The organism is Streptomyces sp. NBC_01591 (genome assembly GCF_035918155.1).
Classification (GTDB): Bacteria; Actinomycetota; Actinomycetes; order Streptomycetales; family Streptomycetaceae; genus Streptomyces.
Map to the genome: position 1 here is coordinate 555,519 of NZ_CP109327.1, position 26,055 is coordinate 581,573.

The following is a 26,055-nucleotide window of genomic DNA, read 5'->3' on the forward strand; positions in this document are numbered from 1 at the left end:
GAACACTGCGCCCGGCCAGCGGAGTTCCGCTCACCGTGGCGGAGATCTGCCGTCCGGGCAGAGGCGGGGACGTGGAACCGGCGGCCGACGGGCGGTCCACCGCCCGGCCTGTGCCGGTCCCGTACCGCCGCTTACGCGGCTTCCTTGGCCGCCGCTTCCCCGGGAACCGAAGCGGTACCGGCCATGCTCCCGTTCCCGTGTTCGGTGCCGACAGGGCTCGCGTCGGACACCGTCCGCTTGCGCATGCCCGCCCACTCCCGGTTCAGGGCCGGCACACCGATGGCAACGAGGTAGAGCCCGCCCACGATCCACAGCGCGCCCGAGGTGCCCGCCACCGTCACCAGTCCCGCGCCCAGCAGCCCGCCGAAGGGGATGCCCGCCCAGGTGACGGCCTGAGCCAGCGTCTTGACCCGTCCCAGCAGCGGAGTGGGGATCAGTTCGTACGTCACGGCCCCCACGATCGGATTGACGAAGCCTGAGCCCAGGCCACCCACCGCCAGCACCACCAGCACCAGCCACAGGGGCGCCCCCGTGGCCATGGCCACGAAGCGCGGGACGCCGCCCAGCGTGAAGCCGATCAGATAGACGGCACGCCGGGGCAGCCGCTCGGCCACTCCCGCGGCCACGAGCGCGGCGACGATCGATGTCGCGGCGAAGACGCTGACCACCAGGCCAATGGCTCCCGCACCGTTGCCCGTCTCCTTCGCCCAGACCGGCAGCAGCACCGACATGAACGCCTGGTCGAGCAGGTTGGTCACGGCGAGCATGCACACGATGGACCGCAGCAGCTTGGCGTCGCGCAGGAACACGGCGCCCTGACGCAGCCGCGAGAGATAGCCCTCGGCCTCCTCGACCGGCGTCTCGTGCGGCTCGGGCACCGGGTCGCTGAGGGTGGTGGAGACGATCAGCGCCGACACACCGAACAGGCAGGCGGTGATCCACAGGGCGTAAAGGCTGCCGAAGGAGGCGACGACCACACCGGCGACGGCCGGTCCGATGGTCGTCGCGGTCCGTTCGACCGCCGCCGACAGACCGGTCCCCCGTTCCAGCGGCACCCGGGCCGCGCGGGTGGCCGCGGGCACGAAGAGCCCCTTTGCCCCGTTGGCCGGGCCGTCCGCCGCGCCGACCACGGCCAGCAGCCCCAGCAGCAGGCCGAAGGACAGGTGTCCCGTCAGGTAGAGCAACGGGGCGGTGGCCGTCGCGATGGTGGAAGCCAGGTCGCCGGCCACGCTGATGCGCTTGGGGCCGACCCGGTCGATGATCGGCCCCGCCAGCGCCTGGGCCACCACGTAGGGGACTATCTGACAGAAAGCGACCAGACCCGTCTTGCCGACGCTGCCGGTCGTCGTCAGGACGAACCAGGGCAGGGCGATCGAGAGCACCCGATTGGCCGACAGGGACGCCGCGTTGGCCGACAGCATGCCGACCAGTCCGCGCAGGACCCGGGGCCCGTCGTCCGGGGCGTCCGAGGCGTCCGAGGCGTCCGAGGCGTCCGAGGCGTCCGAGGCGTCCGAGGCGTCCGAGGATGGTGTGCGTGTGCCACTGTCCGCCGCTTGCTGGGCGGCCGCGTGCCGAGAGGTCATCTTTCTCACTCCGAGTCGGTGGGGTGGGAGACGTGCCGGTCTGCGCTGGTGGGGAACAACTGGAACTGGAAGGCGACTCGCGCCGCGCCCTCGGGCAGCGGCGAACCTGCCGGTTCGGGCGAGGAGTTGCGTCGGCGGAGCAGTCGGTGGATCTCCGCCGACAGCTCTTCGGCCTCGGCCGGGGTGAGCGTGAGCACGTAGTCGCCGAAGTCCTGGGCGTCGCGCCACTCGGGCGACAGCGAGGTGGTCGCGTCGATGGCGGTCGTCATCGCGTCGGACCAGACCCGGCCGAGCGCCTGCAAGTAGGCGATGCCGAGACCGTCATCGCCCGCCAGCACCGAATCGTCCGGTACGACCGTGTTGACGTGCGCCGCCTGCCACCAGCGCTCACGACGGCTGCCCTGGGACGACGCCTCGACGATGAAGCCGTACTCGGCGAGCTGGCGCAGGTGATAGCTGGTCGCGCCGGTGTTCTGGTTCAGCCGCCGGGCGAGCGTGGTGGCCGTGGCCGGCCCCTCCGTCCGCAGGACCGTCAGCATCCGCACCCGCAGCGGATGTGCGACACCCCGCAGGTTACGAGCGGTCAGTTGCACTTGGGAGGGCTGCTCAGGAGGTTCCATGAGGCCCAAGGTAGATGACAAAGACTCCTGTGCACAGACTCCTGTGCACAGAAGTCTGTGCAGTCGAGGAGGTGGCTGAATTCCGGCGGTACGCGGACTGATACCAGCGCCGACTCACGGCTGGGCTCCGTACCGCCGGAGGGACCTCTTCCTGTACGGCGCACGTAGAGGAACGGCAGCGCGCCGCGGTCGACCTCGGGGCGCCCGTCGGCCCCCCATGGCGCCGCCTCCGCTCACGGGGTGCCTGGGCTCCCGGAACACAGCGCGTGGTCGATGAGGGCGCCGGCCGCGTTCGCCCGGTCCAGGATGCGCTCCAGGCCCCCAAACCCTTCCTCGCCGATACCCTCTACGGCGAGGGCTCCCTGCAGCACCTGGAAGTCCACCACCGCGCACACGCCCGCGTCGAAGACGCGTATCCGCTGCGGCAAGACCACCGGCTTCGGCCGCTTCCCCTCCCGGCACTTCCACATCAACGCGGCCCGGCTCGAACTCGCGCCGACCGCTACCGACCCGTCCGCCTGGACGCAGACGCGGCTACTGGACGGCGAACCCGCCACCGCCGAGCCGAAAAAGCTGCGCTACCGGCTGCTGCACACAGCCGCCCGCGACGGCCGCCGACTCCACCTGCACGTCTTTGCAACCTGGCCCTGGCAGCACGAACTCATCAACGCGTTCACCCACCTCACTGAGCCTTTGCAAACCTCACGTTATGCGTGATGGAGGACGAGGGCGGTCCGGACGATCGCGGTGATGCGTTTGGTGCTGCAGCGGAGCTTCCGTAGGGTGGCCGGCTCCCTGGTACACCTTGTCCGCCCAGCACTTCGGCTCGGCCGCGGCGAGCGCGTCGATGATCCCGCAGCTCACTCCTCACCCCCGACCGGAACCAGCCCAGACGTGCGTTCAGCGACGGTGAGTTCGACAGACAGCCCGAGGGTCCTCCAGAGAAGGATGTCACCAACTGGCCGGACCGAGCATCCTGCGTCTTCACACAACACGGTCATGTGGACAGCAAAGCAGGCCGACTCCGAAGCGACCCGAAGCACCCCCGCAAACAGCAGCCCGTCCATGGCGAGTTGTCGCCACTCACGGATCCCGCTCTGCGACATTCGGGCATCGTGGGCAGCCCGACTGCGGGCAGGAGCCCCAGTGCCGTGCCGGCCGCCACCCGGCTGGCGAACTGTCCAGTCCACGCCGGCGCCAACACGGTAATGACGACACACAGCGGATCAGCGCAGTCCGGCGAAGAGATCGTTCTCGGGTACGGCCGCGCCGGTGGCGTCCTTGACACGTACGAAGGTCTCCATGCCCATCAACTCGCCGAATCTCTCCTTGCCCATCTTGAGGAAGAAGATGTTCTCGCCCTGACTGGCGTGCGCGGCCAGCGCATCGAACTTCTGACCGCTGAATGCGGTGGTGTCCACCCATGTGGTGATCTCACCGTCGGGCAGGCCGATCTCGGCCATCGCGGCGGCCTCGGCAGGATCCGGTTCCGGCATGTCCTCGTGAAACTCGCGCATGGTCTCCCCGAACCGCTGCATCATCGAGCGAGGCATCGTCGTCCAGTACACCTTCGGTGTCAGCGCGGTCATCTCCAGCGCCGCCATCGTGATGCGGTGGGCCTGAATATGGTCGGGGTGGCCGTAGAAGCCGTTCTCGTCGTAGGTGACGACCACATCGGGTCGGTAGTGACGCATGAGTTCCGCAAGTCGGGCAGCACCTTCCTCCACGGGGGTCTGCCAGAAGGACCCGGGGGCGTCATTGCTCGGCCAGCCGATCATCCCGGAGTCGGCATAGTCCAGCGTCTCCAGATCGCTGACCTTCAGGACGTCACAGCTCGCCTTGAGTTCTTGGCGGCGCATCAGGGCGACGGCCGCCGGATCGTGCCCGGGATCGCCCGGCTTGACACCCCCCGGCCCGTCACCGCAACCGCCATCGGTACACGTCACGAGAACCGTGCGGATGCCTTCCGCCGCGTACCGCGCGAGGACCCCTCCGGTTCCGGTGGCCTCGTCGTCGGGGTGGGCGTGTACTGCCATGAGCGTCAAGAGCCGGTCAATCATGAAACAGTCCTCCTGCAGAAATACGGGTTGGTCCGAGGGCGCGACGGGCGTACCGCGACCCTGGGGCCCGGATCCTGGCGGGGCGGACACCCTTGCAGTCTCCGTGTCTCCCCGCTCGTACGGCGCCGGTCCCTCGGTCGATGCAACCGTGCCAACCGGACCGCTGTTCCCGGCGCAGCCAATTGGCCTTTCAGGTCACGGCCGAACTCGGCATCGCCCACGCGACGGTGAACCGCTGGCGCTCCAGGTTCATCACCCTGCGTCTGGACGGACTGACGGACGAGCCCCGCCCCGGCAGGCCGCCCTCGGTCCTGCTCGACCAGGTCGAGGACGTACTCGTGGCGACTCTGGAGTCCGTCCCGGGCAAGGACACGCACTGGTCGCGTGCCTCGATGGCGAAGCACAGCGGGCTGTCGAAATCGACCGTCGGGCGGATCTGGAAGAAGTTCGACCTCAAGCCCCACCTGCAGGACTCCTTCAGACTGTCCACCGACCCGCAGTTCGTCGCCAAGGTCGTCGACGTCGTCGGCCTCTACCACCAGCCGCCGGAGAAGGCGGTGGTTCTCTGCGTCGATGGAAAGAGCCAGATCCAGGCACTGGACCGCTCGCAGCCGGTACTGCCGATGATGCCGGGCATGCCCGAACGCCGCACCCACGACTACTACCGGCACGGGATCACCAGCCTGTTCGCCGCACCGCGCCATCGAGTTCAAGAAGTTCCTGATCCGGATCGACAAGGCCGTGCCCAGCGGACGCGACGTCCATCTGGTCTGTGACAAATTACGCCACCCACAACACCGCCGAGATCAAGACGTGGCTGGGAAAACACCCCCGCTTCCACGTCCACTTCACCCCGACCGGCTCTTCCTGGATGAACCAGGTCGAGCGGTGGTTCGGCCTGCTGACCGACAAACTCATCCGCCGCGGCGTCCACACCTCCGTGACAGCCCTGGAGAAGGACATCACCGCCTGGATCGACACCTGGAACGAGAACCCGAAGCCGTTCACCTGGACCAAGACCGCCGACGAGATCCTCAAGTCCCTCGCCGACTACCTCACCAAAATCAGCCCACCCAGCACCGAAAACCAGCAGCAGACTTAAGATCAGCTTTTCTGGCGCATCACACTAGAGTGCCTCACCTTGGCTGAGGCGCTGCCACTCGTTCATGGACTGCTCGATGAGGCGGTTCGCCTGCTCTCGCAGGCCGTCGAGGAACTTGGCATAGTGGCGGAAGAGAACCTCGATGCTCTGGCCTGCGCGACGGGCGCATTCGGCCGGGTCCACTCCGGAGTAGAGCCAGAACGAGATCCCGGCGTGCCGGAGATCGTAAGGTCGCTTGACCAGGCGAGAAGTGCGCTCAGTACGAGTCAGGGCGTGCTACCTGGCCCGCGCCCACGTGATGCCGTAGGCGGCAACGTCCACGTAGTTGGCAGCCTGGTCCCGGAAGAGTCGGCCGTCAGGTGCCACGTCGAACCGTTTCACATGGGCACGCAGCATGCGTACGAATTGCGGCGGGATGGGAACAGGCCGCGTCGCGCTTGCCGCGCGACGCTTGAGCGAGTGCACCTCGCGCACCTCACCGTCGTCGGTCCACTCCTTGCCAGACGTGACAACCCCACCCGAGAGATTGAGCATCCCCCATCCAGTCTTCGGCAAGTGGCATTGATCGATCCGAAGATGGATGACCTCAGCTGGCCGCATAGCCGCGAAGTACCCCTTCTCCACCGCAGTGTTGAGACCTTCGTTGAACGCAGCCCTCTTGCGTCGGGCTGTCTTGGCCGCAGCCGCCTTGCCGTCCAGTTTGTGACACAGCGCATCGAGGGCCCGCCTCAGAACGTCGGCTTCCGCGAGGGCGCTGGCCGGTAGAGAGTTCCGCTTCATCCAGTCCAGCGCGTGGAGCCACCCCTCGGCGGGCTCACGCTGCCAGGCTTTCTTGTTGAATGCCCACGAGTACAGGGCACGCCGCAGTACCCGCGGCTCGGACTACGTTGCGCCGGGGAGTACCAGGGCGGGCGTGACCGTGGCGAAGTCATCAGCCAGGGTGCGGCGGTGTTCCCTGGCGTGCGCTCCCATCTTTGCTCGGTGTATTCGTGCGCCAGGTCATACCACGTAGTTTGCTGCTTGATGGCCCGCAACTCGGAAGCAGGCAGACCGGTGTGCTCATCAAACGACTCACCCTCGCGCGCAGCTGTCATCAGCTTCGCGCGACGGCTACTGAACTTGAATGTGTGATGTCGGCTGGTCGTGTCAGGTGTCCAGGGGCAGGCCGGTGCCTATGAGACATCCGTCGATGAGGTGCGGGCGGTATTGGGTTCTCTTGAGGCTGCGCTTCACGGCGGTGGCGAGCTGGTCGAGGTTCGCGGCGGCGAGGTTGCCGATGGTCCGCTTCACCAGCGACCAGATGCCCTCCTGCGGGTTGAGATCAGGTGCGTAGGAGGGGAAGTGGAAGACGCTCAGCCAGTCCTCGTTCGCGGCGATGAACTCCTCTATCTGCGGCATGAGATGGGTACGCAGGTTGTCCCAGAGCAAAACGATGGGCCCTTTGAGCTGGTTGTGCGCCCTCACGATCAGATCGTGGTAGTCCCGCCAGTTGAAACCCTTGGGTTCACCCTTGCGGCCCCGATGAACGCGGAAGCTGTAGATCATCCGGGACCGGTCTCCGGGGCGGAAACAGACCATTCCCGCCATCGAAACCCGCCCGGATCCCCGGCCCCGGACGCGAACGACCGGAGTATGACCGACCCGACCCCAGGACCTCGCTCGTGGCGGCCTCAGCGACTGGCTGGCCTCGTCCTCACAGACGATCCAGGCTCCGCGGGCCGCCGCCCTGCTTTTACCTGCGGCCACACCTCCTTCTTCCACAACTCCATCGCGCTGTCATCCCACTCGATCAACCTGCGAGCCGGCTGCTGCCAGGACCAGCCATGACGCTTCAACAGCCGCCATGTCCCCTCCACCGTGCAGCTGACATGGAACAGCCGCCCGATCAACGTCTTCACCCGAGCCAGCGTCCATCGCTGGTCCGCCCAGCCATGAGCCAGCGGACCACGCTCCAACTCACCCTCCAACAGGGATATTTGCTCCCCAGACAGCCTCGGACGTCCGGGTGAACCCTTCGATCGAACACCAGCCTCGCCCCGCTCCCGCCACTGCCGCCGCCAGCGCTCCACCGACCGCCGCACCGCCCGCTCACGCAACTCCAGCGGATATTTCCTCGGGGCAGGCATCGTCTGGGCTCCTCTCATGAGACCCATCTGACCTGCTGTCACCTTTCCCCGCATCTCGGGGGAACCTCACCTTCGTCGGACAGGTCAGCGAATACCTCGCCTGATCCATCGGATCGCGTGGAGAGCCGGATGCTCGGCCAATGGGCACGTCCGGTTCGGCGGGCGGGGATGGGAGAACCGACACCCGAAAAGGTGCACGGCGTCCCGTCCCCGACCCAACTCATCAAGAAGGGCACCACATCGGCGGGGGTTGGCCGGCAGTACACCGGCACGTCGGGGAAGATCGACAATTGCCAGATCGGTGGTGCGACGCGAGGTCGCACGCTGTGAGTGGTTACGCAGGGAGGAGGTCGGCATGACGCCGAGTACGTAACCCGGGCCAGTGTCCAAGGCCTGTCCCCTTCCCGACGTGCGTCGCTGGTAACGGCGGGGTGCGAAGCTCGGGGAAGAAGCCCAAGGACGCCCGTTCCATCCGGGTGTCACAGGCAAGGGGAAGACCGGACGGGTGAAGCTCACTGAATCCTCAACGATGCTCCGTGATGGCAAGCCTCGCAGATGGGAAGCAACAGCGGGGTGCAGGACTGGCCGCTGAGAAGCGGCAGGTGCCGGTCGAAGACACCGAGTCGGCCGGGAGGACACCACCGTCCCGGGGTAATGAGGGCGCCCACCCCGGTCGCATCTCACACGTGCGGAACGCGACAACCCCGTTGGGGTCCAGACCAACCGGTCTGGTCAGCCAACCGCAAGGAAGGCCCAACTCCCCAGCGGGCGCAGGACGGCCCAAGAAGCCAACGCCGGTAGCCGAAAGGCAGCAGGAAACCGGGACAGAACATAGGCACCTCCGCCGAGTCCCACATAACTGGCCGGATACGGGTAGATGCCCGAACCCGAAAGGGTGCTGACGTGGGCCGGGTGAGCCTGTGAAGAACTCCACCGAACAGGAACCGGAACCGAAGGACAAGTTGGACACCGTGACGGTCATACCCGCTGCCGACTCGGCCGCGATCAGCACCGACCCGGTGAACGGACCGGAGGACCCTCTCGACTGGGATGCCATCGACTGGCAGGCCCAGGAAGAGTCAGTACGGCGATTGAGGCAGAGAATCTTCACGGCATCGCAGGCAGGGGACCTCAAGAAGGTCCGCAACTTGCAGAAATTGATGCTCCGCTCTCGGGCCAACACGCTGGTCAGCGTGCGACGGGTCACGGAGATCAACGCAGGACGCAAGACGGCCGAAATCGATGGTCGGGTTGTCCTGACCGCCCCGGGCAAGGCGGAGCTGGCCCACTGGGTCCAGCACCGGATGAGCCCGGGCCGAGCCAGGCCCGTCAAGCGGGTATACATCCCCAAGCCAGGCGGCAAGAGACGCCCTCTCGGCATTCCCGTGATCCTGGACCGGGTGGAACAAGCCCGGGTCTCCCAGGCACTGGAGCCGGAGTGGGAAGCGCGGTTCGAGCCGAAGTCGTACGGCTTCCGGCCCGGCCGCGGCTGTCAGGACGCGATCGCGGCGATCTACTGGACGGCGAAGGGCAGCAAAGCCCGCCGCCGGTGGGTACTGGACGCGGACCTGGCAACGGCGTTCGACCGAATCGATCACGACCGCCTTCTCCAGCAGCTTGGCACATTCCCCGCGCGGGAAGAGATCGGGCAGTGGCTGAGGGCGGGTGTGGTCGAAGAGGGCCGGTTCACGCTCACCGAGGAGGGAACTCCGCAGGGTGGCGTGATCAGTCCAGTGCTCTTGAACATCGCTCTGCACGGGATGGAGACGGCTGCGGGAGTCCGGTACCGGCAGACCGGCCGCCGGGCCGGTGACACCATGCCGGGCTCCCCGCTGCTGGTGAGATACGCCGACGATCTTGTCGCCCTGTGCCATTCACGGGAACAGGCCGAACAGGTCAAGGCCCGGCTTGCCGAGTGGCTGAGGCCGAGAGGACTGGTCTTCAACGAGGACAAGACGCGCGTCGTCCACCTCGAAGAGGGCTGTGACTTCCTCGGCTTCACCATCCGCCGCTATCACGGCAAGCTGCTGATCAAGCCGAGCTGTGAAGCCGTCAGACGGATCCGGAACAGGCTGCGCACCGAGGTGCGGTCCCTGCGTGGGGCCAATGTCGCGGCGGTGCTGCAACGGCTCAACCCGATTATCCGGGGGTGGTCGGCCTATTACCGGAGTGTGGTCGCCAGCGAGGTCTTCACCGCGCTGGACGACTACATGTGGAAGCTCACCTACAAGTGGGCGACCCGCGCTCACCCGAACAAGCCCCGGCACTGGGTCACCGCCCGGTACTACGGCAAGTTCAACAAGTCCCGGCAGGACCAGTGGGTATTCGGCGACCGCGACAGCGGCGCCTACCTGCTGAAATTCGCCTGGACGAAGATCGTCCGACACCAGATGGTCCACGGCTCGGCGTCTCCGGACGACCCAGCCCTGGCTTCCTACTGGGCCGAACGGCGCCGCACCAGCGCACCACCGCCGATCAACCGCGCCACTCTACGCCTGCTCCAGGCGCAGAACGGGCAATGTCTGATCTGCGGGGGCCCGTTGCTGCACGCCGACGCCCCGCCGTCCAGCCCCACCGAGTGGGAGCGATGGCTGCGGGGCACCCGCCAGGCGATCACCACCAGGAAGATCGCCTACCGCGGGATCGACACGTCGGACGGAGTGCAACTCCGTCTTGTCCATGCCTCCTGCAACACTGCACGTCTGTGAGCCCTCGGGGCTTGCTTGAGCCGAGCTGCGGGGAAAGCCCGCACGGCCGGTTCTGAGGGGGCGGGGACGCAGCAATGCGTCCCCGCTACCCGACTGTTCGCCGCCTACGCTTCCGCCAAGGGCCGGGCGCTGGTGGACCGCGAGCTCTACCTGCCCAAGTCCTGGACCGAGGATCCCGACCGGTGCCGCGCCGCCCGGATCCCCGAGGGCAAGTCCTTCGCGACCAAGCCGGGACTCGCACGCGCCATGGTCCGGCGGGCCCTGGACTCCGTGCTGCCGATCGCCTGGGTGACCGCGGATGCGGCCTACGGGCAGGAGTGCCACTTCCGGCGGATGCCGGAGGAGGCCGGTGTCGGCTACTTCCTGGCGGTGCCCAAGTCGCAGCAGGTCAAATCGCCCGCGGGGAGCTGGCGCATCGACCACGTACTGACCGGCGCCCCGGCCGATGCCTGGGAGCGGATCTCCTGCGGGGATGGCGCGAAGGGACCGCGGGTCTACGACTGGGCAGCAGCCAAGCTGCCCACCATCGACGGCACGGATCCCACCCACTACCGCTGGGTGCTGGCCCGCCACAGCCTGGCGCGTCCCGAAGAGGTCGCCTACTACCTCGCCTTCGCGCCGGCGCAAGCCACCGTCTTCGAGCTGGTGAGGGTGGCCGGTGCCCGGTGGGCCATCGAGGAGTGCTTCCAGGCCGCGAAGAACGAATGCGGCCTGGACCAGTACGAAGTCCGCCGCTACGTCGGCTGGTACCGCCACATCACCCTGGCCATGCTCGCGCACGCCTTCCTGGCGGCGATGACAGCCCAGGCCCTCGAAAAAGGGGCCGAAGAAGCGGTTCGAGCAGCCTCGTTCCCCTCACCCTGACTGAAATCCGACGGCTCCTGGACCTTGCCCATCCCCCCGCAGCCCGGCACCAGTCACCCGCGCGCCGGCTCCACTGGTCCCGCTGGCGCCGACGCCACCAGGCCACCGCCCGCCACTGCCACTACCAGCGCCGCACCAACCCCGATCGGGTGAGTCACGAACCACCACCACTCTGACGGAGTGTCAGCTCGATAGACTTCAAAAGAGCCCTGTGACCAGGACAAATGGAGAAGCACGACTGGAGTACTAGCCTCGATCTTGCATGACGGTCCGTCGGTTCTTCCGTCGGGCCGTTTTGCTGTTGCGGATGTGCGAGGGCATGTTGGTGGCCCGGTTGTCGCGTCGGGTGGGCGCCGGGTTCCACTCCCGGGGTGGTCGTGCAGGTTGTTGGGACGGGTGAATTTACTGGTCAGCCGGGGTTCGGTAGGGCCTGGAGCCGGTCCATGGCGCTGGTGATCACGGATGTCCAGGGCCATCGGGCGGCCAGGCGGAGCCAGCGGCGGCGGCCGGTGTTCACGAGCTGGGCGGCGGCGGAAAACAAGCGGAGGCGGAGGCGCTTCGGCTCCCAACGGCGGGTTTCGCCTGTCAGGGCGAGCATCGGCATCCAGGCGAGGAGGTCGAGCGCGATGGAGACGATCTCCAGCCAGATCCGGTTCTGGGCTGTGTCGTGCAGGGGCAGGTTGCGCAGGCCGGTATCGCGGGCGTTTCGGATGCGGTCCTCGCAGCGGGCCCGCCTGCGGTGACGCAGTTCGAGGTCGGCGAGCTGGCCGCCCTTTGTGTTGGTCGCGAAGCAGGTCAGTCGCAGCCCGTCAACGTCGGTGAAGCGCAACTGGGCGCCGGGGTGTGGCCGTTCCTTGCGGACGATCAGCCGCATGCCCTTGGGCCAGGTGCTCAGGTCGGGCATGTCGGTGATCTCTGCGACCCAGGCGCCGGGCCGTTCGGTGCCGTCGGAGTCGTAGGCCGGTGTCCAGGCCCGTTTCGGGATCTTCAGCACAGCCTGGTGGATGGCGTCGGTGATGGTCATTCCGACCGAGTAGGACAGCCACCGGCCGCGGCGGGAGAGCCAGTCGAGGAAGGCGTGGGTGCCGCCGGCGGAGTCGGTGCGGACCAGCGTCTGCCGTCCCCGCCGCAGGTGTTTGGGCAGTTGGGCCAGGGCGAGGCGGGTGGTTTCGATGTGATCGCTCGCGGTGTTGGAGCCTGCGTTGCCAGGCCGCAGCAGCGCGGCCACCGGTTCCCCGGAACCGGCCTGGCCGTGGTCGACGAACGCAACGAGCGGATGGTGACCGAAGGTCTTCTTCCAGGTCGCGGTGGCGTCCTGCTTCTCGGAGTGCGCAAGCACCAGCACGCCGTCGATGTCCACGATCACGCTGCCACCGGCGGCCGGATTGTCTTCACCGGCCAACTCCCATACTCGCGTGCGCACTTCGGCTCGTGCCGCGCGGATCGCGGTGAGCGCCTTCGGCCCGGCCGCGGCGAGCGCGTCGATGAGCCGGGAGACCGTGGGGTCCGATGCCACTGGACCGAACACGTCGGCCTCGGCCCGCAGCATGGCGACATCAGCGAGGCAGTCCCCGCCCAGAGCCGTCGCGAGTGCGATATCCAGCAGGACCTTGCCCGGATCATGCATCGTCCGCGGCTTGCGCCAGGGCGCCAGCGCCGCCGATATCGCATCGTCCAGGCCCAACGTGCGGACCGTCTCGACCAGCAGCACCGCCCCGGCCTGCGAGACCGCCCCTCTGCCGCCGCCCTCGACGCGGACACGTGGGTACAACCCGATACGCTTACTCACCTGGAGAGTGCTTCTTTCCGTGCAGCCAACAGGACCCTAGACAAGTCCCATCGTTGCAGGTCAGAAGCACTCTCTGCTTATTTGATCAAGGCATGGACGAGCACGCTCATGAAAGCGCGAGGCTAGGCGGTCCCGTCCGCCCACGCATGGGCCCATGCCTGGAGTTCCGGATCAGCCAGAGTGCGCAGCCACAGGTCGGCCTGGTCAGCCCCCTCTTCGGCCGGTCGAGGTCCCACGCCGAGCACGCGCATGCCTGCTCTCCGGGCCGACTCGACGCCGGTGACCGAGTCTTCCACAGCCATCGCGTCCTCCGGCCGCACGCTGCACAGGCGGACTGCGGTGGCGTAAACGTCCGGATGGGGTTTCGGCAGCAGTCCATCACCCGCGACGACGACATGGGCGAAATAGCTGAGGAGGCCGACCCGGGCGAGGCTGGACTCGACCACGTCCAACGGGCAGTTACTGGCGACCGCGAGCGGGATATGGCGGGCGGCGAGGCGGACCAGTGCCGCCGCACCCGGCATGGTCACGGGGTCTTCGGCAACGAGCGCCGTGAAGTGCCTCAAGAGCGCATGCGTCATGTCGTCGGCGAGTTGCGGCTTCCCGGTCTCTCTCGCCATGAGGCTGCCGCACTCGGTGTAGTGCACGCCCTTGGCCCGCTCGGCAAAGCCAGGGCGGGGCTTCAGCCCGAACTCTCCGAAGACCCGGCTGCGCGCGTCCTGCCAGTGTCGTTCGGTATCCACGAGGGTTCCGTCACAGTCGAAGACCATGGCAGCCGGGGACCAGATGAAGATGCGACGAGGTGTCATTTGCCTGCCGTTCTCGAAGAGCGCGCCGCCCCGCGTCGTCAGTGCTTGCAGTAAGAAGCAGGGGACTGCGGAGAGGCCCGCTCGGCCGCAGAAGGTGCGCTGTCGAACGAGCCCCGCTCGACCACGCGTGAAGGCCGATGCTTCGCCTCCGGGTCCTCCAGCGACGGACATCGTCCGATCTTCTCCGGATGACCCCAGAAACATCGTGATGACTACGTTAATTTCCCAGCCGAGAAGGCGCAATCATCATTTTGAGTGTTTGACGGCACGTTCATTACCAAGTACTCGCGATGCGCGCGCGACAACCGGCAACGGGCGAGTGAGACCCTCGATCCCTCCAACTCCATTGGAAAAAAGGGGACTTGACCGTAGACGCCGAACCCCGGAGACCGGTGACCGCACTCGGCAGCACCGGCGAAGCGCGAATTTCCGCAATTGACCGTACTCACGTACGACCCAGAAACATAATAATCTCCACGCATTAACGGCACGGAGCGCCGTAAGTGCGCCACGGCGCACGACTCTCCCGGATCAAGAAAATGGGAACTGACGAACGAAGGCGGAACACACATGCAGGACAGGGCACGCGCGACCCGAAGGTCTCTACTGGAATCGGCAGCGCACCTTTTCGTTGAACAAGGGTACGCACGGACAAGCATCAATGAGATCAGCGACCTTTCAGGGCGCACCAGCGGAGCCGTCTACTTCCACTACTCCAGCAAGGAGAAACTCGCTCTGGCGGTCGTGCGCGAACAGTTCGCAGCCTGGCCGTTGTTGGCCGACCGCTATGCCGCCCCCGGGATACCGCCGCTGGAGAAGCTGGTCGCCCTCAGCTTCGATATCGCCAAGGCACTGCGCGACGACGTCATGACCCGGGCCGGCGCGCGTCTGTGGGCTGAGCGTCGCACCATCGACGTCGCCATACCCACGCCCTTCGCCGTCTGGACGGCTGCCGTCACGCGCCTTCTGGCCGAGGCACGCGCCGACGGCGAACTGGCCGACGAAGTCGAGCCGTCGGGCACCGCCACTACCTTGGTGTGCGCGTTCTTCGGGCTGTACGGCCTCACCGAGGAGATGCCGGAGCACGAGGACCTCTCCGACCGGCTGCACCGGTGGTGGCTGCTGATCCTGAAGTCGTTGCAGGCACGCCCCGAGCCCGCCGCCCTGGTGGCGCGGGCCCTGGCGCACCACCGGCCGGCGCCCACGGGATGAACCTCCCGGGCCGAACCGTTGGTCCCGGCGCCCCGGGCCGGACAACGTCATCCTGCTGTCCTGCAACGAGATCCAGCGACTGTTCATCAACGTCGCTGTCCGAGCCGTTCACGGTCTGGCCCACCGGCTCGCCCGGTCCACCTTGCGCCCCCTGACAGGGCCTGGCAGCGACTCGTCACCGCTGTCGATTCACAGCGAACTGATTCACAGCGGCCGCTCGGGACCAGGGCTCACATGCCGTCGGCGAGGGTTCGTCGGCGCGGCTGCCCCTTACATCGAACCAGGCCGCGACGGCAGTCCACCACGACGTAGGACGTGGCTGAGTGCTGCGCGCACGATGCATGATGTGCCGCGCGGCCACGGCTTCCCCCGGCTCATCGCGATGGAGAGCAGGTGATGTGGTGTCACCCGTGACAGCGGATCAGGCCGGCCTCGGAAGAACCTGGCGGGTGACCCTCGTCGGTACGGACATGGAACCGATCCACGAACAGCATCTCAGGGAGCCCGGTCTTGTCGTCTTCGACATCACCACGGCCGACGACGGGATTGCCCACGCGGTCATGTCCGTGCCAGACCAACTCTGGGCGACATCAGGAACGGACATGTGCGTCCGAGGGCAGGTAATCCCGGAGTCAAGGCGCGGTTGTTCGCACTCATCCGCCACCCCGCCGGATGAGCCGGCCCGTGCCGAAACCGGATTACAGGAATTCAGAATTCTTGAGTGTTTGCATTTAATTGTTCCGGTCGGAGTCTTTGTCAGTGGTGTCTGCCAATATCCGCAGCATGCTGATGACAAGGAAACCAGCGCAGGGGCCTTGACCCCGGATCTTGAACACGTCTATGCGGCTCGGGTCAGGGTAGTTGATGTTGTTTGGAAGGTGTTCTCGTAAGCGATCGGGGAGCGTTGTCCGAGGCGGGAGTGCCGGCGTCGGGTGTTGTATCGGGTCAGCCAGCGGAAGGCGTCGAGTCGGGCCTCACGCTCGCTCGACCAGCCCTTTCGGCCTTTCAATGTCTCTCTTTTGAAGCTGGCGTTGAACGATTCGGCGGCGGCGTTGTCCGCGCTGGACCCGACCGCGCTCATACTCTGCCGCACCCCAGCTGACCTGCAGACTTCAGCGAAGATTCGACTCGTATATTGCGAGCCGTGATCGGTGTGCATCACCGCCCCGGCCAGGCTCCCGCGGGTCCGCTCGGCAGCCTGGAGGGCATCGATGACGAGCTCGGTGCGCTCTACCTTCTTCCTGGGAGGCCCCAGTCATTCGTAGGGTTGCGGCACCCAGGGGAGGCGGGTGTGGCTCTCGGTGCGCTGCCGCCTTGTGGCTCCACATGCTTGGCCGCCCGGCTCCCCACGACGACTCGGCCGCCGATTAGGAAGTGCGAACAAGTCGCTGCGTAGAGCAATGCCGGCGAGGTCGTCCGTGGTACGCATCGTTCGAACGAGCATGTCAGGAGCGGGATGAGCCGGATGTGGGCTGGGATCGACAGCGGCAAGGGCCACCACCACTGCCTCGCATTGGACTCCAGCGGAAAGACACTGCTGTCGCGGCGGGTCGCCAACGACGAGCCCGAGCTGCTGAAGCTGATCGGGGACGTCCTGGCCCTGGCCGGCGGCGAGCAGGTGACCTGGGCCATCGACATGACCGGCGGGGAGCCCGCGCTGCTGCTGGCCCTGCTGATCAACCACGGTCAGGAAGTCCTCTACATCCCGGGCCGCTTGGTGAACCGGGCATCCGACGGCTACCGAGGTGAGGGCAAGACCGACGCCCGCGACGCCTACGTCATCGCCGACCAGGCCAGGATGCGACGCGACCTGCGACCCATCCGCCCCGGCGACGAAATCGCCATCGAGCTCAAGCTGCTGACCGGCCGCCGCGGTGACCTGGTCGAGGACCGCACCCGCGCGGTGAACCGGCTACGCGGCACACTTCTGAGTATGTTCCCGGCCCTGGAGAGGGCCTTGGACCTGACCAATACGGGACCGCTCAAGCTCCTTGCGGGCTACCAGACCCCGGGCTCGATCCGTCGCGCCGGCACCGCGCGGCTGACGAAGTGGCTGGCCAATCGCAAGGTCCGCAACGCGCGATCCCTTGCCGAAACGGCCGTCGAGGCCGCCGAGCGCCAGCACACAGCTGTCCCCGGGGAGAAGACCATCGCGAAGCTGGTCCACACCCTGGCCGCGGAGGTGATGGCCCTCAACGGGCAGATCTCCGAGATGGACAAGCTCATCGAGGGCCGGTTTCGCGAACACGAACTCGCCGACATAGTCCAGAGCGTCCCGGGTATCGGTGCTGTGCTCGGCGCGGAGTTCCTCGCCTCGGTCGGCGGCAGCCTGGACGGGTTCGACTCAGCTGACGCGCTGGCGGCCTTCGCCGGCGTCGCTCCCGCGCCTCGTGACTCGGGCAAGGTCAGCGGCAATCTCCACCGGCCGAACAACTACCACCGAAGACTCCAGCGCGTCTTCTATACCTCCGCGCTGGTGAGCGTTCAGTTCGACCCGAACTCGCGGAAGTTCTACGACCGCAAACGCGCCGAGGGCAAGAAGCATGTCCAGGCCGTGCTCGCTCTCGCCCGCCGACGCGTCAACGTCCTATGGGCCCTGATCCGTGACCGACGGTGCTACGAAGTCACACCCGCTGCGATCACAGCCGCTTGACAACAGCATTAGGAAGCATGTGATCGGCGATCGCCCACCCGGCCAGACGGCGTGAACACAGGTCGATCACGGTCGCGAGATAGAGCGGTTTCGCGCCGCTGACCGGCAAGTATGTGATGTCGCCGACGTACTTCGCGTTCACCGCGGTCGCGGTGAAGTCGCGTCCGATCAGGTCCGGCACCTTCGCCGTGGCCGGGTCCGCGACGGTGGTGCGGTGCCGGCGCCGCAGGCGGACGCCTTCCAGGCCGACGGTCCGCATGATCCTCGCGACCCGCTTGTGATTGACCACCAGGCCGCCGTCCTCGCGGAGCTCCGCGGTGATCCTCGGGGCGCCGTAGGTGCCGTCGGAGTCCTGGTGAACCTTGCGTATCCGGGCCGCGAGTTCGGCCTCGGCGGCCTGCCGGGCCGTCCGTGCAGCCGCGGTGCGGCGCCAGTAGTAGAAGCTCGAGCGGGCGATTCCCAGCAACGAGCACAACCGCGTGACGCCGAACCGGCGCTGGTGATCTTCAACGAACTGGCAGCGGTTCAGGAGCCGTCAATCAACTACTGCCTGATTTGATCTTGTTGTCGTGGTCGGTGATCACCTTTTGCAGAGCTTCGAGTGTGCGTGGTGGATGCGTCTGTGGGGTGAGGGTGGGGGTGAGGTCGGTTCCGGCGAAGGCCAGCAGTGGCCTGCTCGTCATGGCGTGGTAGCTCAGCGTGTTGCGGTCGTGTCCGAGGATCTTGCCCATCAGGGTCAGGGTGACGGTGTTGCGGACTCTGAGTAGGGCGACCAGGACGCGGTGGCGGTGGTCGAGGATGCCGAATCCGGGGTTGCGGCCGCGCCGGTCCCGCCCTTCGTTCTGGCGCTGGGCCTCGGCCAGGATCTGGCGACATGGTTCGAGCTGGAGCACGAACTGGTCGAACTCCTCGCGTGTCAGGCCGGTCAGGACAGGGTGGGTGAGGAGGAAAGTCGCCTCGGCCGGGACCGGCGGCGGTGCTGGCTCGGGTGCGGATCGGGCAGCTTGTGCGGGGTGATCGTGTAGTTCCACTCGCCATGGAACTCGTCGCGGGTGACGCGCTCCGTGATCGCTTTGCGGTCGGCCCGGGTGAGTTTGCGGCCGGTGGGGTAGGTGTTCTCGTCCAGTGCGGCCTTGACGGTCGGTCCGGTGCGGGTCCGGGTCGCCGAGATCGTCTGGATCAGTACTTCGTAGCTGGTCAGGGGTCGGCCGCGCAGGCTGTGGGTAATGCGGGAGAACAGGCGGTGTTCGACCTTGTTCCATTTCGATGTCCCGGGCCAATGCCGTTGTTTGACTACTGAACTATCGTCGCCTGCAGTGTGATTGTCCTGGCGAGTACGCGGCGTGGTGGGGCTTTCGGTTTACCCTTCGGCCGGTAGGAGTACAGCGAGTTGGGCCGTTTGAGGAAACGGTCCGCCTCTCGCAGTCGGCGGGTGCCGCTGTCGAGTTTCCGCCGGACCTTCGCCGCCAGTGCTGTCAGGAACCTGCGGATCTTCGGCGGGGTGTCGGCGAGTTGGCAGACCACGCTGCGTCGGGTGTGCTTGAGGACCTTGACGAACGAGATGCGGTCCGGGTCGATGCCGTTGCTGTCGGCAAGTTGCATGATGATGCCGGTCAGGCAGTGGTGCACGACCAGATGCGCCCACACTTCCTGGCGCACCAGCTGTGGGTCGGTGGATCGCAGAACTTCCTGCCGGCCCCGCTGGAAGGTCTTGATCTGCCGATAGGCTGATTCCACCTCCCACCTTTCGTGATACAGGACCGCTAACTCCCTTGCTGGGTAAGCGTCGTTGTCGAAGAGGTCGGTCAGTAGCCGGATCACTTCGCCTCCGTCGACGCGGTACTCGATCACGCGCACCAGCACACCGCCCGGATGGGCGCCCTTCTGCCCCGCGAGGTTCATGCGCGCCAGGTAGGTGCCGTCGGGCAGGTGTCGTACTGGGCGGCGTGCCACACACGAGCGGGCCCGCAGCAGGAGGTGGGCACCGGCGCCGATATACGCCTTCCATAACTCCACCCCGGGGAACCCCCGGTCCATGATCACGAGCATCCCGGAGGCCGAGGCAGCCATTGCCACGGCTGGGTCGCGTTCACCGCTGTTGTAGCCGCCCACCCGGGCGTCGATGGAAGAATGCGTGCCGGTCTCGGTCAGCGTCACGACTCTCACCTGCGGAAACCCGCCCGGTTTCCCGCTGGAGTCCTTCGGGCCGCCGAAGGCACGTCGGTTGGCCTCATTGTCCGGCACGTCCAGCAGGAACCCGTCGACCGCAGCGAGACGCATCCCCCGGTAGAAGGACCCGGCCAGCCCGCAGGGGCCAGCGGGCCGGCCAGGCGGTGGAAGATCCGCTCAACAACCTCCGGTCCCAGGCGCTCCCGAGCCCGGGCGAAAGACGCCTTGTGCGGGATACACCCGCTCAACTCATTCATTCCGCCCACCAGTTGTTCTGCCACATCGTCGTAGGAGTCCTGATGGAAGAGCGCAAGTGCGAGTGTGAAATAGACCATGAACCCCGACGGCAACGCTCCCGGCCGACGGTCCCGTTTGCGACACTCCGACAGGACCTCGTCCACCAACTCGGGCGTCACCCACTGCGTGATCAAGCCCAGCCGTACTCGCTCAGATACCCCGCTCCACGGATGCACACCCCGCATAACGGCGCGACGCTCAGTCCGTCACCACCAACTCAATGAACCTTCAAACAACGGCATTGTGTCCCGGGCGGGAAGTGGGCGACGGTGACGGACAGGCCGGACTCGTCGGCGAAGGCGGCGAGGTCCATCTTGAACAGGTGGGAGCCGGCGGAGTTCGCTCCGCCGGAGTCCGCGGTGACCAGCAGCCTGCCGGCGCCGGGGTAGTCCGCCTTGCCCTGGTCGTTCCACCAGCGGCGCAGGGACTCCACCGCGAAGGCTGCGGTGTTGCGGTTGGTGCCCACGTTCACCCAGCCGGTGTCTCGTCCAAGGTCGTAGACGCCGTAGGGGATGGCGATCGGGGTGTCCGGCCCGGTGAAATCATGGTCCGGAGCGGTGATCGGATCACCCTTGGGACGGTAGGTGCGGCCGGGACGGGCGAACTCGCCGATCGGCTCCTTCTGCTTCGCGTCCACGCTCACCACGGGCAGGCCGCGGGCCAGAAAGAGCTCGGCGGCCGCGTTGATATGCCGGAACTGGGCGTCACGGTCCGGGGACTGCGAGCCGGCCCGGGTCTTGGCCATGCCCTGCAGACTGAACCCCATCTCCCGCAGCAGCCCGCCGACCACCGGAGCGCTGACCGGATGCCCCGCATCGCTCAGCTCTCGGGCCAGGTACCGCAACGACGCCGTCGTCCAGCGCAACGAAGACACCGGATCACCCACCTCCCGCGGCTCGATCAACGCCTCGAGCGCCGGCCGGAGACCAGGGTCCCGCTCAGCAGCCGACCTGCGGCCACCGCCTGGCCGGCGCTCCCGGCCCAACGACTCCGCCCCGCCGGCGAGTTCGGCGCATCCCCGCGCGACGGTCGACTCCGAGACCTCCGCCAGCCGGGCCACCGCCACGATCCCGCCGTGCCCCAGCGCCTCGGCCTCCGACGCCAGATACAAACGACGCTGCCGCTCATCCAGATGCGGCAACAACGCCGCGAACTTCACGTCCAGGACCGCCAGATCCTCCTCAGAAATCCCCACAACAGACCACGTATCACGGCACGTACGGCAGCCGCATCGAAACCGTCAGTAATTTACTGACAGCTCCTCACCAGCGCGTCGCCGAGTAGCCGAGGGGAATTTCACCCCTCGGCCCTCACAGAACCGTGCTTAACAGTCTCCCGTTACACGGCTCTTGTCGTCCTGATCATCAGACCAGTACGGCGCTCACTGTTGGGGCAAGGCGCCAGTGCGCGAACATGCGGGGATATCGCCGAGCGATCTCCTGCAATTTCGCGAGCGCCTTCCGTTTGGCCGCGAGCCGTTTGTACTTCTTGCGGATCCAGCGCACCAGGTAGGCGTTGATGCGCACCATGAAAGGGATCAGTTCCCAGGGCCTGAAACGGCCGTAGTAATTGATCCAGCCCGCTACCTTGGGGTTGACCCATCGGGCGAGTTCTTGAAAGGTCAGATCTGTGCGGGTATGTAGGTGCCAGCTCCGCACTACCCGGCCGATCCTTTTCAGGGCGTCCTTGCTGATCCCCGGGTCGACCGCCAGGAACACATTTCCCTGTCGGCTCCGGTTCTTCCTGGCACGGAACGTGTACCCGAGAAACGTGAACGCCGTGTGCTCGTAGGAGCTTCGGCGATTCCCGTCCTGTCGGGTGGCCCGGGGGAATCTCACCCCCGGGCTCCCACAGATCCCGGCGTGAACTTCTCAGTTCACCGGGCTCTTACTGTCCTGGTCACCACACGCGCGGTACCGAAGGAACCCATTGCCAATGCACAAGCAGGCGAGGGTATCGCTTGACGATCCCTTGCCAACTTTCCTGGGCTTTCTTCCTTGACCGCAGCCGTTTGTATTTCTGACGGATCCAACGCACCAAGTAGGCATTGATGCGCGTCAGGAGCGGATACAGCGCCGATCTGTAGAAAGCGCCATAGTAGTTAATCCAACCTCGCACGATCGGGTTGATCTCCCGCACGAGGTCCATGAAGGTGTGACCAGTGCGTGAGTGCAGCCTCCAGGACCGCACTTCTGCACTGATTCTGTTCAAGGCATCCTTACTGATCGCAGGCAGGAACGAGGTGAACATCTTCCCTTCCCTGTCCCGCGCTCCACGAGCCCGGAACGTATATCCCAGGAAGGTGAACGACGTGTACTCATGCGAGCCACGCCGCGTCCCGTCCCGGCAATAGACAATCCTGGTCTTCTCCGGATGCAGCGCCAGCCCGACCTCATCCATTCGCTCCATAAGCGCCTTGAGCACAAAACGTGCCTGGCGTTCGCTGAAACAGTGCAACACTGCATCATCCACATAGCGTTCGAACCTGATGGCCGGGAACTTCCTGGCCATCCATGTGTCGAAGGCGTAGTGGAGGAACAGGTTGGCGAGTACGGGTGAAACCGCTGAACCCTGAGGAGTCCCGCGGTCGCGCTGCTGCAAGGTCCCGTCGGGCAGTTGCAGCGGGGCATTGAGCCACCGTCGCACGTACAGCACCACCCACGGGAGGTCAGTGTTGGCCTCTACCGCTTTGACGATCAGGTCCCACGGGACACTGTCGAAGAACTTCCGGATGTCGAGATCGATCACCCAGTCGGCTTTCCAACAACGTCGCCGGCAGACCTCGACTGCATCCAGCGCCGAGCGCCTCGGCCGGTAGCCATAGGAGTCAGGATGGAAGATCGGCTCGACCTTCTGCTCCAATACCTGGGCCACTACCGTTTGCGCAATCCGGTCGCCCACAGTCGGCACCCCGAGAATCCTGGTGCCACCACCATGCGCCTTGGCGATCTCCACGGCCTGCACCGGGGGCGGGAAGTACGAACCGGAGGACATCCTTTTCCAGATCTTGTACAGGTTTCCCTTGAGATCCTTCTCAAACTCCTCGATCGATACCCCGTCGACCCCCGGCGCCCCTTTGTTGGCCTTGACCTTCTTGTATGCCTCCCAGACAGCCCGTTTCGAAATTTCAAACGGCTTGCCTGACGATTTCAACTCGTCCACGCGACTCCTCCCGGGCACTCAGCCCGGTTGATCGAACGAACAACAGCCACGGACAGCCCGGCCCCTTGGCTCCACTCCCATTACAGGAGCTTCATCACTACTACGAACCGGTCCGCCAGCGGACCCCGACTCGGTACTCAGCCCCTTGTGGTTTCTGCCACTTGGGGCGCTCCCTTTCGCCCACCCGAGGGTTGACGGCATCGGGGCACGCCTTCTCCCGTTCCGTACGGAAGCGGCAGATCAGGATCACGTCGTCTACATGCCGGACACCGCCTGGCCAATGAGCGGGTACCCGCCAGACTTGTCCCGGGATAACTGCAACATCCCGGTTTTGATGTCAGCTGTTCGTGTTACGACACGTCAGCAACGATTCGCTTGCGCTCGTCTTCCTGATCCCTACCTGACGTCTCTTACGACGCCTTTTCCTCATCGCTCACCACGACGGTCTTCAATCCAACGCAGCATGAGGCGGTTTGAAGCCTCCCCCCGCAGGGCGACTTCGAAGGGCCTTCCTTCATCTTCCGCACAGCACCGCATCAAGTCGCTCTACCTACATAAAGCTTCCCTTCGCGTTCGGGACACACTGCAGTACACGATCTTGGTTTTGTCGGGGTGCAGCCGCAGCCCGACCTCTTCCATCCTGTCCCCGAGCGCCTTCAGGACCTGTTGGGCCTGGCGCTCACTGACCTCGATGTTTCGTGACGGTCCGTTGGTTTCTCCGGTGGGCCGTTTCGGCTTGTCGGGGCGGCTGTGTGCATGTTGATGGCCCGGCTGTCGCGTCGGGTGGGCGTCGGGTTCCACGGCTCCGAGGGCATTCGGCTGCTGGTCGGGGTGGGTCGTTGTTGCTGTTCAGTTGGGGTTCGGCAGGGCTTGGAGCCGGGCGAAGGCGCTGGTGATCGTGTCGGTCCAGGGCCAGTGGCGGGCCAGGCGGAGGATGCGTCGGCGGCTGGTGGTGACCAGGCGGGCTGCGGCGGTGAACAGTCGCAGCCGTAGGCGTTTGGGTTCCCAGCGGCGGGCCGTGCCGGTCAGGGCGAGCATCGGCATCCATGCCAGCAGGTCCAGGGCGAGCTGGACGATCTCCAGCCAGACCTGGTTCTGGGCAGTGTGGTGCAGGGGCGGGTTGCGCAGGCCGGTGTCGCGGGCCGCGTGGATCCGGTCCTCGGCGCGGGCGCGCTGGCGGTGCCGCAGTTCCAAGGCCGCGATCGCGGTGCCGGTGGTGTTGGTGGCGAAACAGGTCAGACGCATGCCGTCGGTGTCGGTGAACCTCAACTGCGCTCCGGGATGGGGACGTTCCTTGCGCACAATCAACCGCATCCCGGCCGGCCAGCCCTTGAGGAGGTCCCCGGCCAGTCCGGCCACCCAGGCGCCGTCGCGGAGCTGGCTGTCAGGTTCGACCGCTGCCGTCCAGGCCGAGTCCGGGACCCGCAGCACAGCGTGGTGGACGGCGTCGGTGATCGTCATACCGACCGAGTAGGACAGCCACCGGCCGCGCGCAGTGAGCCAGTCCAGGAACTCGTGGGTGCCGCCGGCGGAGTCGGTGCGGATCAGGGTGCGGCGGCCGCGCCGGTACTGCTTGGGCAACTGGGCCAGGGCCAGCCGGGTGGTGGTGATGTGGTCGGCCGCGGTGTTGCTGCCTGCGTTGCCCGGCCGCAACAGGGCGGCCACCGGCTCCCCGGACCCGGCCGACCCGTGGTCGACGAACGCGACCAGCGGATGGTGCCCGAAGGTTCGCTTCCAGGTCGCGGTGGCGTCCTGCTTCTCGGAGTGCGCCAGGACCAGCACGCCGTCGATGTCCACGATGACTTGACCGTTCGCGTCGGGGGCATCGGCCTGGGCCAACTTCCATACGTGCTCGCGCACTTCGGCCCTGGCCCGGCGGATCGCGGCCAGCGCATGAGAGCCGGCCCCGGCCAGGGTGTCCACCAGTCTGGAGACGGTGGGATCGGAGGCCACTGGTCCGAACAGCGCGGGCTCGGCCCGCAGCACCGCCACGTCTGACAAGCAGTCCCCGCCCAGCGCGACCGCCAGCGCGAGGTCCAGCAGGATCTTGCCCGGGTCGTGCACCGCCCGCGGCTTGCGCCACGGCGCCAGCGCCGCCGATATCGCCGTGTCCAGACCGGTCTTGCGGACGGTCTCCGCCAGCAGCACCCCGCCGGCCTGCGAGACCACCGCGCCGCCGTCGCCCTGGACGCGGACAGGCGGATACGACCCGATACGCTTGTTCACCTGGAGAGTGCTTCTTTCCTTGCAGCTGACAGGACCCTCACCGAGTCCCATCGTTGCAGGTCAGAAGCATTCTCCGTTTATCTGATCAAGACCCGGACAAGCCCGCTCGCAAGGGCGCGAGGTTAGCCGTTTTCCCGGCCCGGCAGGGGCGCACCCTCCAGGAAGGCGTGATAGGTCTCGACGGCTTCCGGATCGACTTCAGGGTTGGAGGGGCCGTAGCGGGTGTCGGTGCGGTCCCGCTTCGGCCCGGAGACCCAGAACTCCTCGTTGGTCTGCACGTCGTAGAAGTTCGCATCGAACATCCCCCCTGCCCGGCGCAGTGTCCTCCCGTGAAAGTACCCAGTGCTCCAGGTCTTCGAGAAGTCCACCCACCCGATCCACGAGGGTCCGCGGTCGGTGTTGTAACCAGTCTTCAACTGCACGAACATGAGACGTCGAGGCATACGCTCAGGGTCCTGCACAGACCGCACCCGTGACCAGCCATTTTGCGGGCGCCTACGAGACCCCGCGCCACCGCCGACAAGGGCTCGGGCAGGTGGGTACGGCCCGATGCGCTCGTTCACCTGGAGAATGCTTCTTTCCTTGCAGCGGGCAGAACCCCTGGCAAGTCCCATCGTTGCAGCTCAGCAGCACTCTCCACCTATCTGATCAAGACCCGCACAAGCCCGCTCGTGA

General features: G+C 66.3%; 15 protein-coding genes and 11 pseudogenes. 8 read left to right on the forward strand and 18 right to left on the reverse strand.

Annotated elements, in window-relative coordinates; translation table 11 throughout:
- Positions 1 to 131 precede the first annotated feature (131 nt).
- Both OG978_RS02775 and OG978_RS02780 read right to left on the reverse strand, forming a co-directional pair.
- On the reverse strand, positions 132 to 1,583 hold the full coding sequence (locus OG978_RS02775; RefSeq protein ID WP_326763643.1) for an MFS transporter: 1,452 nt from the start codon (positions 1,581 to 1,583) through the stop codon (positions 132 to 134).
- Positions 1,584 to 1,588: 5 nt separating this feature from the next.
- Positions 1,589 to 2,203: an ArsR/SmtB family transcription factor gene (locus OG978_RS02780; protein ID WP_326763644.1), complete on the reverse strand. Its 615-nt coding sequence runs from the start codon at positions 2,201 to 2,203 to the stop codon at positions 1,589 to 1,591.
- Between the two features lie 338 nt (positions 2,204 to 2,541).
- Here OG978_RS02780 and OG978_RS02785 point away from each other — a divergent pair.
- Positions 2,542 to 2,920, forward strand: a pseudogene (locus OG978_RS02785) (transposase); the annotation flags it as partial.
- Here OG978_RS02785 and OG978_RS02790 read toward each other — a convergent pair.
- A pseudogene (locus OG978_RS02790) lies at positions 2,911 to 3,058 on the reverse strand (IS5/IS1182 family transposase); the annotation flags it as partial. The pseudogenes OG978_RS02785 and OG978_RS02790 sit on opposite strands and share 10 nt — an antisense overlap.
- A 371-nt stretch (positions 3,059 to 3,429) precedes the next feature.
- Positions 3,430 to 4,263: a PIG-L family deacetylase gene (locus OG978_RS02795; protein ID WP_326763645.1), complete on the reverse strand. Its 834-nt coding sequence runs from the start codon at positions 4,261 to 4,263 to the stop codon at positions 3,430 to 3,432.
- A 194-nt stretch (positions 4,264 to 4,457) separates the two neighbouring features.
- Between OG978_RS02795 and OG978_RS02800 the strand changes: the two are divergent.
- Positions 4,458 to 5,365 (forward strand): annotated as a pseudogene (locus OG978_RS02800) (IS630 family transposase); the annotation flags it as partial.
- Positions 5,366 to 5,641: 276 nt separating this feature from the next.
- Here OG978_RS02800 and OG978_RS02805 read toward each other — a convergent pair.
- Complete coding sequence (locus OG978_RS02805; RefSeq protein ID WP_326763646.1) at positions 5,642 to 6,145, reverse strand: hypothetical protein; 504 nt, start codon at positions 6,143 to 6,145, stop codon at positions 5,642 to 5,644.
- A 366-nt stretch (positions 6,146 to 6,511) separates the two neighbouring features.
- A pseudogene (locus OG978_RS02810) lies at positions 6,512 to 7,452 on the reverse strand (IS630 family transposase); the annotation flags it as partial.
- A 252-nt stretch (positions 7,453 to 7,704) separates the two neighbouring features.
- Between OG978_RS02810 and OG978_RS02820 the strand changes: the two are divergent.
- From OG978_RS02820 to OG978_RS02830, 3 genes and pseudogenes are all read left to right on the forward strand, one after another.
- Positions 7,705 to 7,794 (forward strand): annotated as a pseudogene (locus OG978_RS02820) (transposase); the annotation flags it as partial.
- Positions 7,795 to 8,411: 617 nt separating this feature from the next.
- Positions 8,412 to 10,199 (forward strand): group II intron reverse transcriptase/maturase, encoded by a 1,788-nt coding sequence (gene ltrA, locus OG978_RS02825; protein ID WP_442817644.1) that lies wholly within the window; start codon positions 8,412 to 8,414, stop codon positions 10,197 to 10,199.
- Positions 10,200 to 10,223: 24 nt separating this feature from the next.
- Positions 10,224 to 11,063 (forward strand): annotated as a pseudogene (locus OG978_RS02830) (IS701 family transposase); the annotation flags it as partial.
- Between the two features lie 409 nt (positions 11,064 to 11,472).
- On the opposite strand, the gene OG978_RS02835 reads toward OG978_RS02830, so the two are convergent.
- Both OG978_RS02835 and OG978_RS02840 read right to left on the reverse strand, forming a co-directional pair.
- Positions 11,473 to 12,852, reverse strand: a complete 1,380-nt coding sequence (locus tag OG978_RS02835; RefSeq protein WP_326763650.1) for an IS1380 family transposase — start codon at positions 12,850 to 12,852, stop codon at positions 11,473 to 11,475.
- 122 nt (positions 12,853 to 12,974) lie between these two features.
- Positions 12,975 to 13,661, reverse strand: coding sequence for an HAD family hydrolase (locus OG978_RS02840; protein WP_326763651.1), 687 nt, complete (start codon positions 13,659 to 13,661; stop codon positions 12,975 to 12,977).
- A 570-nt stretch (positions 13,662 to 14,231) separates the two neighbouring features.
- On the opposite strand from OG978_RS02840, the gene OG978_RS02845 reads away from it, so the two are divergent.
- Entirely contained in the window at positions 14,232 to 14,873 is a 642-nt protein-coding gene (locus OG978_RS02845; RefSeq protein ID WP_326763652.1) for a ScbR family autoregulator-binding transcription factor, read from the forward strand.
- Between the two features lie 410 nt (positions 14,874 to 15,283).
- The gene (locus OG978_RS02850) at positions 15,284 to 15,763 is read left to right on the forward strand and encodes a DUF6207 family protein (RefSeq protein WP_326763653.1); all 480 of its coding nucleotides are present in this window, start codon (positions 15,284 to 15,286) and stop codon (positions 15,761 to 15,763) included.
- Here OG978_RS02850 and OG978_RS02855 read toward each other — a convergent pair.
- Positions 15,712 to 16,101 (reverse strand): annotated as a pseudogene (locus tag OG978_RS02855) (transposase); the annotation flags it as partial. The gene OG978_RS02850 and the pseudogene OG978_RS02855 overlap by 52 nt on opposite strands.
- Before the next feature lie 228 nt (positions 16,102 to 16,329).
- Here OG978_RS02855 and OG978_RS02860 point away from each other — a divergent pair.
- On the forward strand, positions 16,330 to 17,526 hold the full coding sequence (locus OG978_RS02860; protein ID WP_326763654.1) for an IS110 family transposase: 1,197 nt from the start codon (positions 16,330 to 16,332) through the stop codon (positions 17,524 to 17,526).
- 16 nt (positions 17,527 to 17,542) lie between these two features.
- Here OG978_RS02860 and OG978_RS02865 read toward each other — a convergent pair.
- The 9 genes and pseudogenes from OG978_RS02865 to OG978_RS02905 form a co-directional block, all read right to left on the reverse strand.
- Positions 17,543 to 18,058: pseudogene (locus tag OG978_RS02865) on the reverse strand (IS3 family transposase); the annotation flags it as partial.
- A gap of 7 nt (positions 18,059 to 18,065) precedes the next feature.
- A pseudogene (locus OG978_RS02870) lies at positions 18,066 to 18,802 on the reverse strand (ISAzo13-like element transposase-related protein); the annotation flags it as partial.
- 17 nt (positions 18,803 to 18,819) lie between these two features.
- Positions 18,820 to 19,830 (reverse strand): IS4 family transposase, encoded by a 1,011-nt coding sequence (locus tag OG978_RS02880; RefSeq protein ID WP_326769912.1) that lies wholly within the window; start codon positions 19,828 to 19,830, stop codon positions 18,820 to 18,822.
- A 44-nt stretch (positions 19,831 to 19,874) separates the two neighbouring features.
- Positions 19,875 to 20,177: pseudogene (locus tag OG978_RS48190) on the reverse strand (transposase domain-containing protein); the annotation flags it as partial.
- Between the two features lie 59 nt (positions 20,178 to 20,236).
- Positions 20,237 to 21,181 (reverse strand): annotated as a pseudogene (locus OG978_RS02885) (ISAzo13 family transposase); the annotation flags it as partial.
- Positions 21,182 to 21,356: 175 nt separating this feature from the next.
- Entirely contained in the window at positions 21,357 to 21,710 is a 354-nt protein-coding gene (locus tag OG978_RS02890; RefSeq protein WP_326763656.1) for a group II intron maturase-specific domain-containing protein, read from the reverse strand.
- 181 nt (positions 21,711 to 21,891) lie between these two features.
- Positions 21,892 to 23,154 carry a group II intron reverse transcriptase/maturase gene (gene ltrA, locus OG978_RS02895; RefSeq protein WP_326763657.1) on the reverse strand — a complete coding sequence of 421 codons (1,263 nt, stop codon included), beginning with the start codon at positions 23,152 to 23,154 and terminating at the stop codon, positions 21,892 to 21,894.
- Positions 23,155 to 24,003: 849 nt separating this feature from the next.
- On the reverse strand, positions 24,004 to 25,380 hold the full coding sequence (locus tag OG978_RS02900; protein ID WP_326763658.1) for an IS1380 family transposase: 1,377 nt from the start codon (positions 25,378 to 25,380) through the stop codon (positions 24,004 to 24,006).
- 122 nt (positions 25,381 to 25,502) lie between these two features.
- Positions 25,503 to 25,682, reverse strand: a complete 180-nt coding sequence (locus OG978_RS02905; protein ID WP_326763659.1) for a hypothetical protein — start codon at positions 25,680 to 25,682, stop codon at positions 25,503 to 25,505.
- Between the last annotated feature and the right edge of the window lie 373 nt (positions 25,683 to 26,055).

Bases quoted from the DNA above. Each gene is read 5' to 3' on its own strand.
- OG978_RS02780 (WP_326763644.1), bottom strand. From the start codon at position 2,203: ATGGAACCTCCTGAGCAGCCCTCCCAAGTGCAACTGACCGCTCGTAAC.
- OG978_RS02845 (WP_326763652.1), top strand. From the start codon at position 14,232: ATGCAGGACAGGGCACGCGCGACCCGAAGGTCTCTACTGGAATCGGCA.
- OG978_RS02860 (WP_326763654.1), top strand. From the start codon at position 16,330: ATGAGCCGGATGTGGGCTGGGATCGACAGCGGCAAGGGCCACCACCAC.
- OG978_RS02805 (WP_326763646.1), bottom strand. From the start codon at position 6,145: ATGAAGCGGAACTCTCTACCGGCCAGCGCCCTCGCGGAAGCCGACGTT.
- OG978_RS02905 (WP_326763659.1), bottom strand. From the start codon at position 25,682: ATGTTCGATGCGAACTTCTACGACGTGCAGACCAACGAGGAGTTCTGG.
- OG978_RS02840 (WP_326763651.1), bottom strand. From the start codon at position 13,661: ATGACACCTCGTCGCATCTTCATCTGGTCCCCGGCTGCCATGGTCTTC.
- OG978_RS02795 (WP_326763645.1), bottom strand. From the start codon at position 4,263: ATGATTGACCGGCTCTTGACGCTCATGGCAGTACACGCCCACCCCGAC.
- OG978_RS02775 (WP_326763643.1), bottom strand. From the start codon at position 1,583: ATGACCTCTCGGCACGCGGCCGCCCAGCAAGCGGCGGACAGTGGCACA.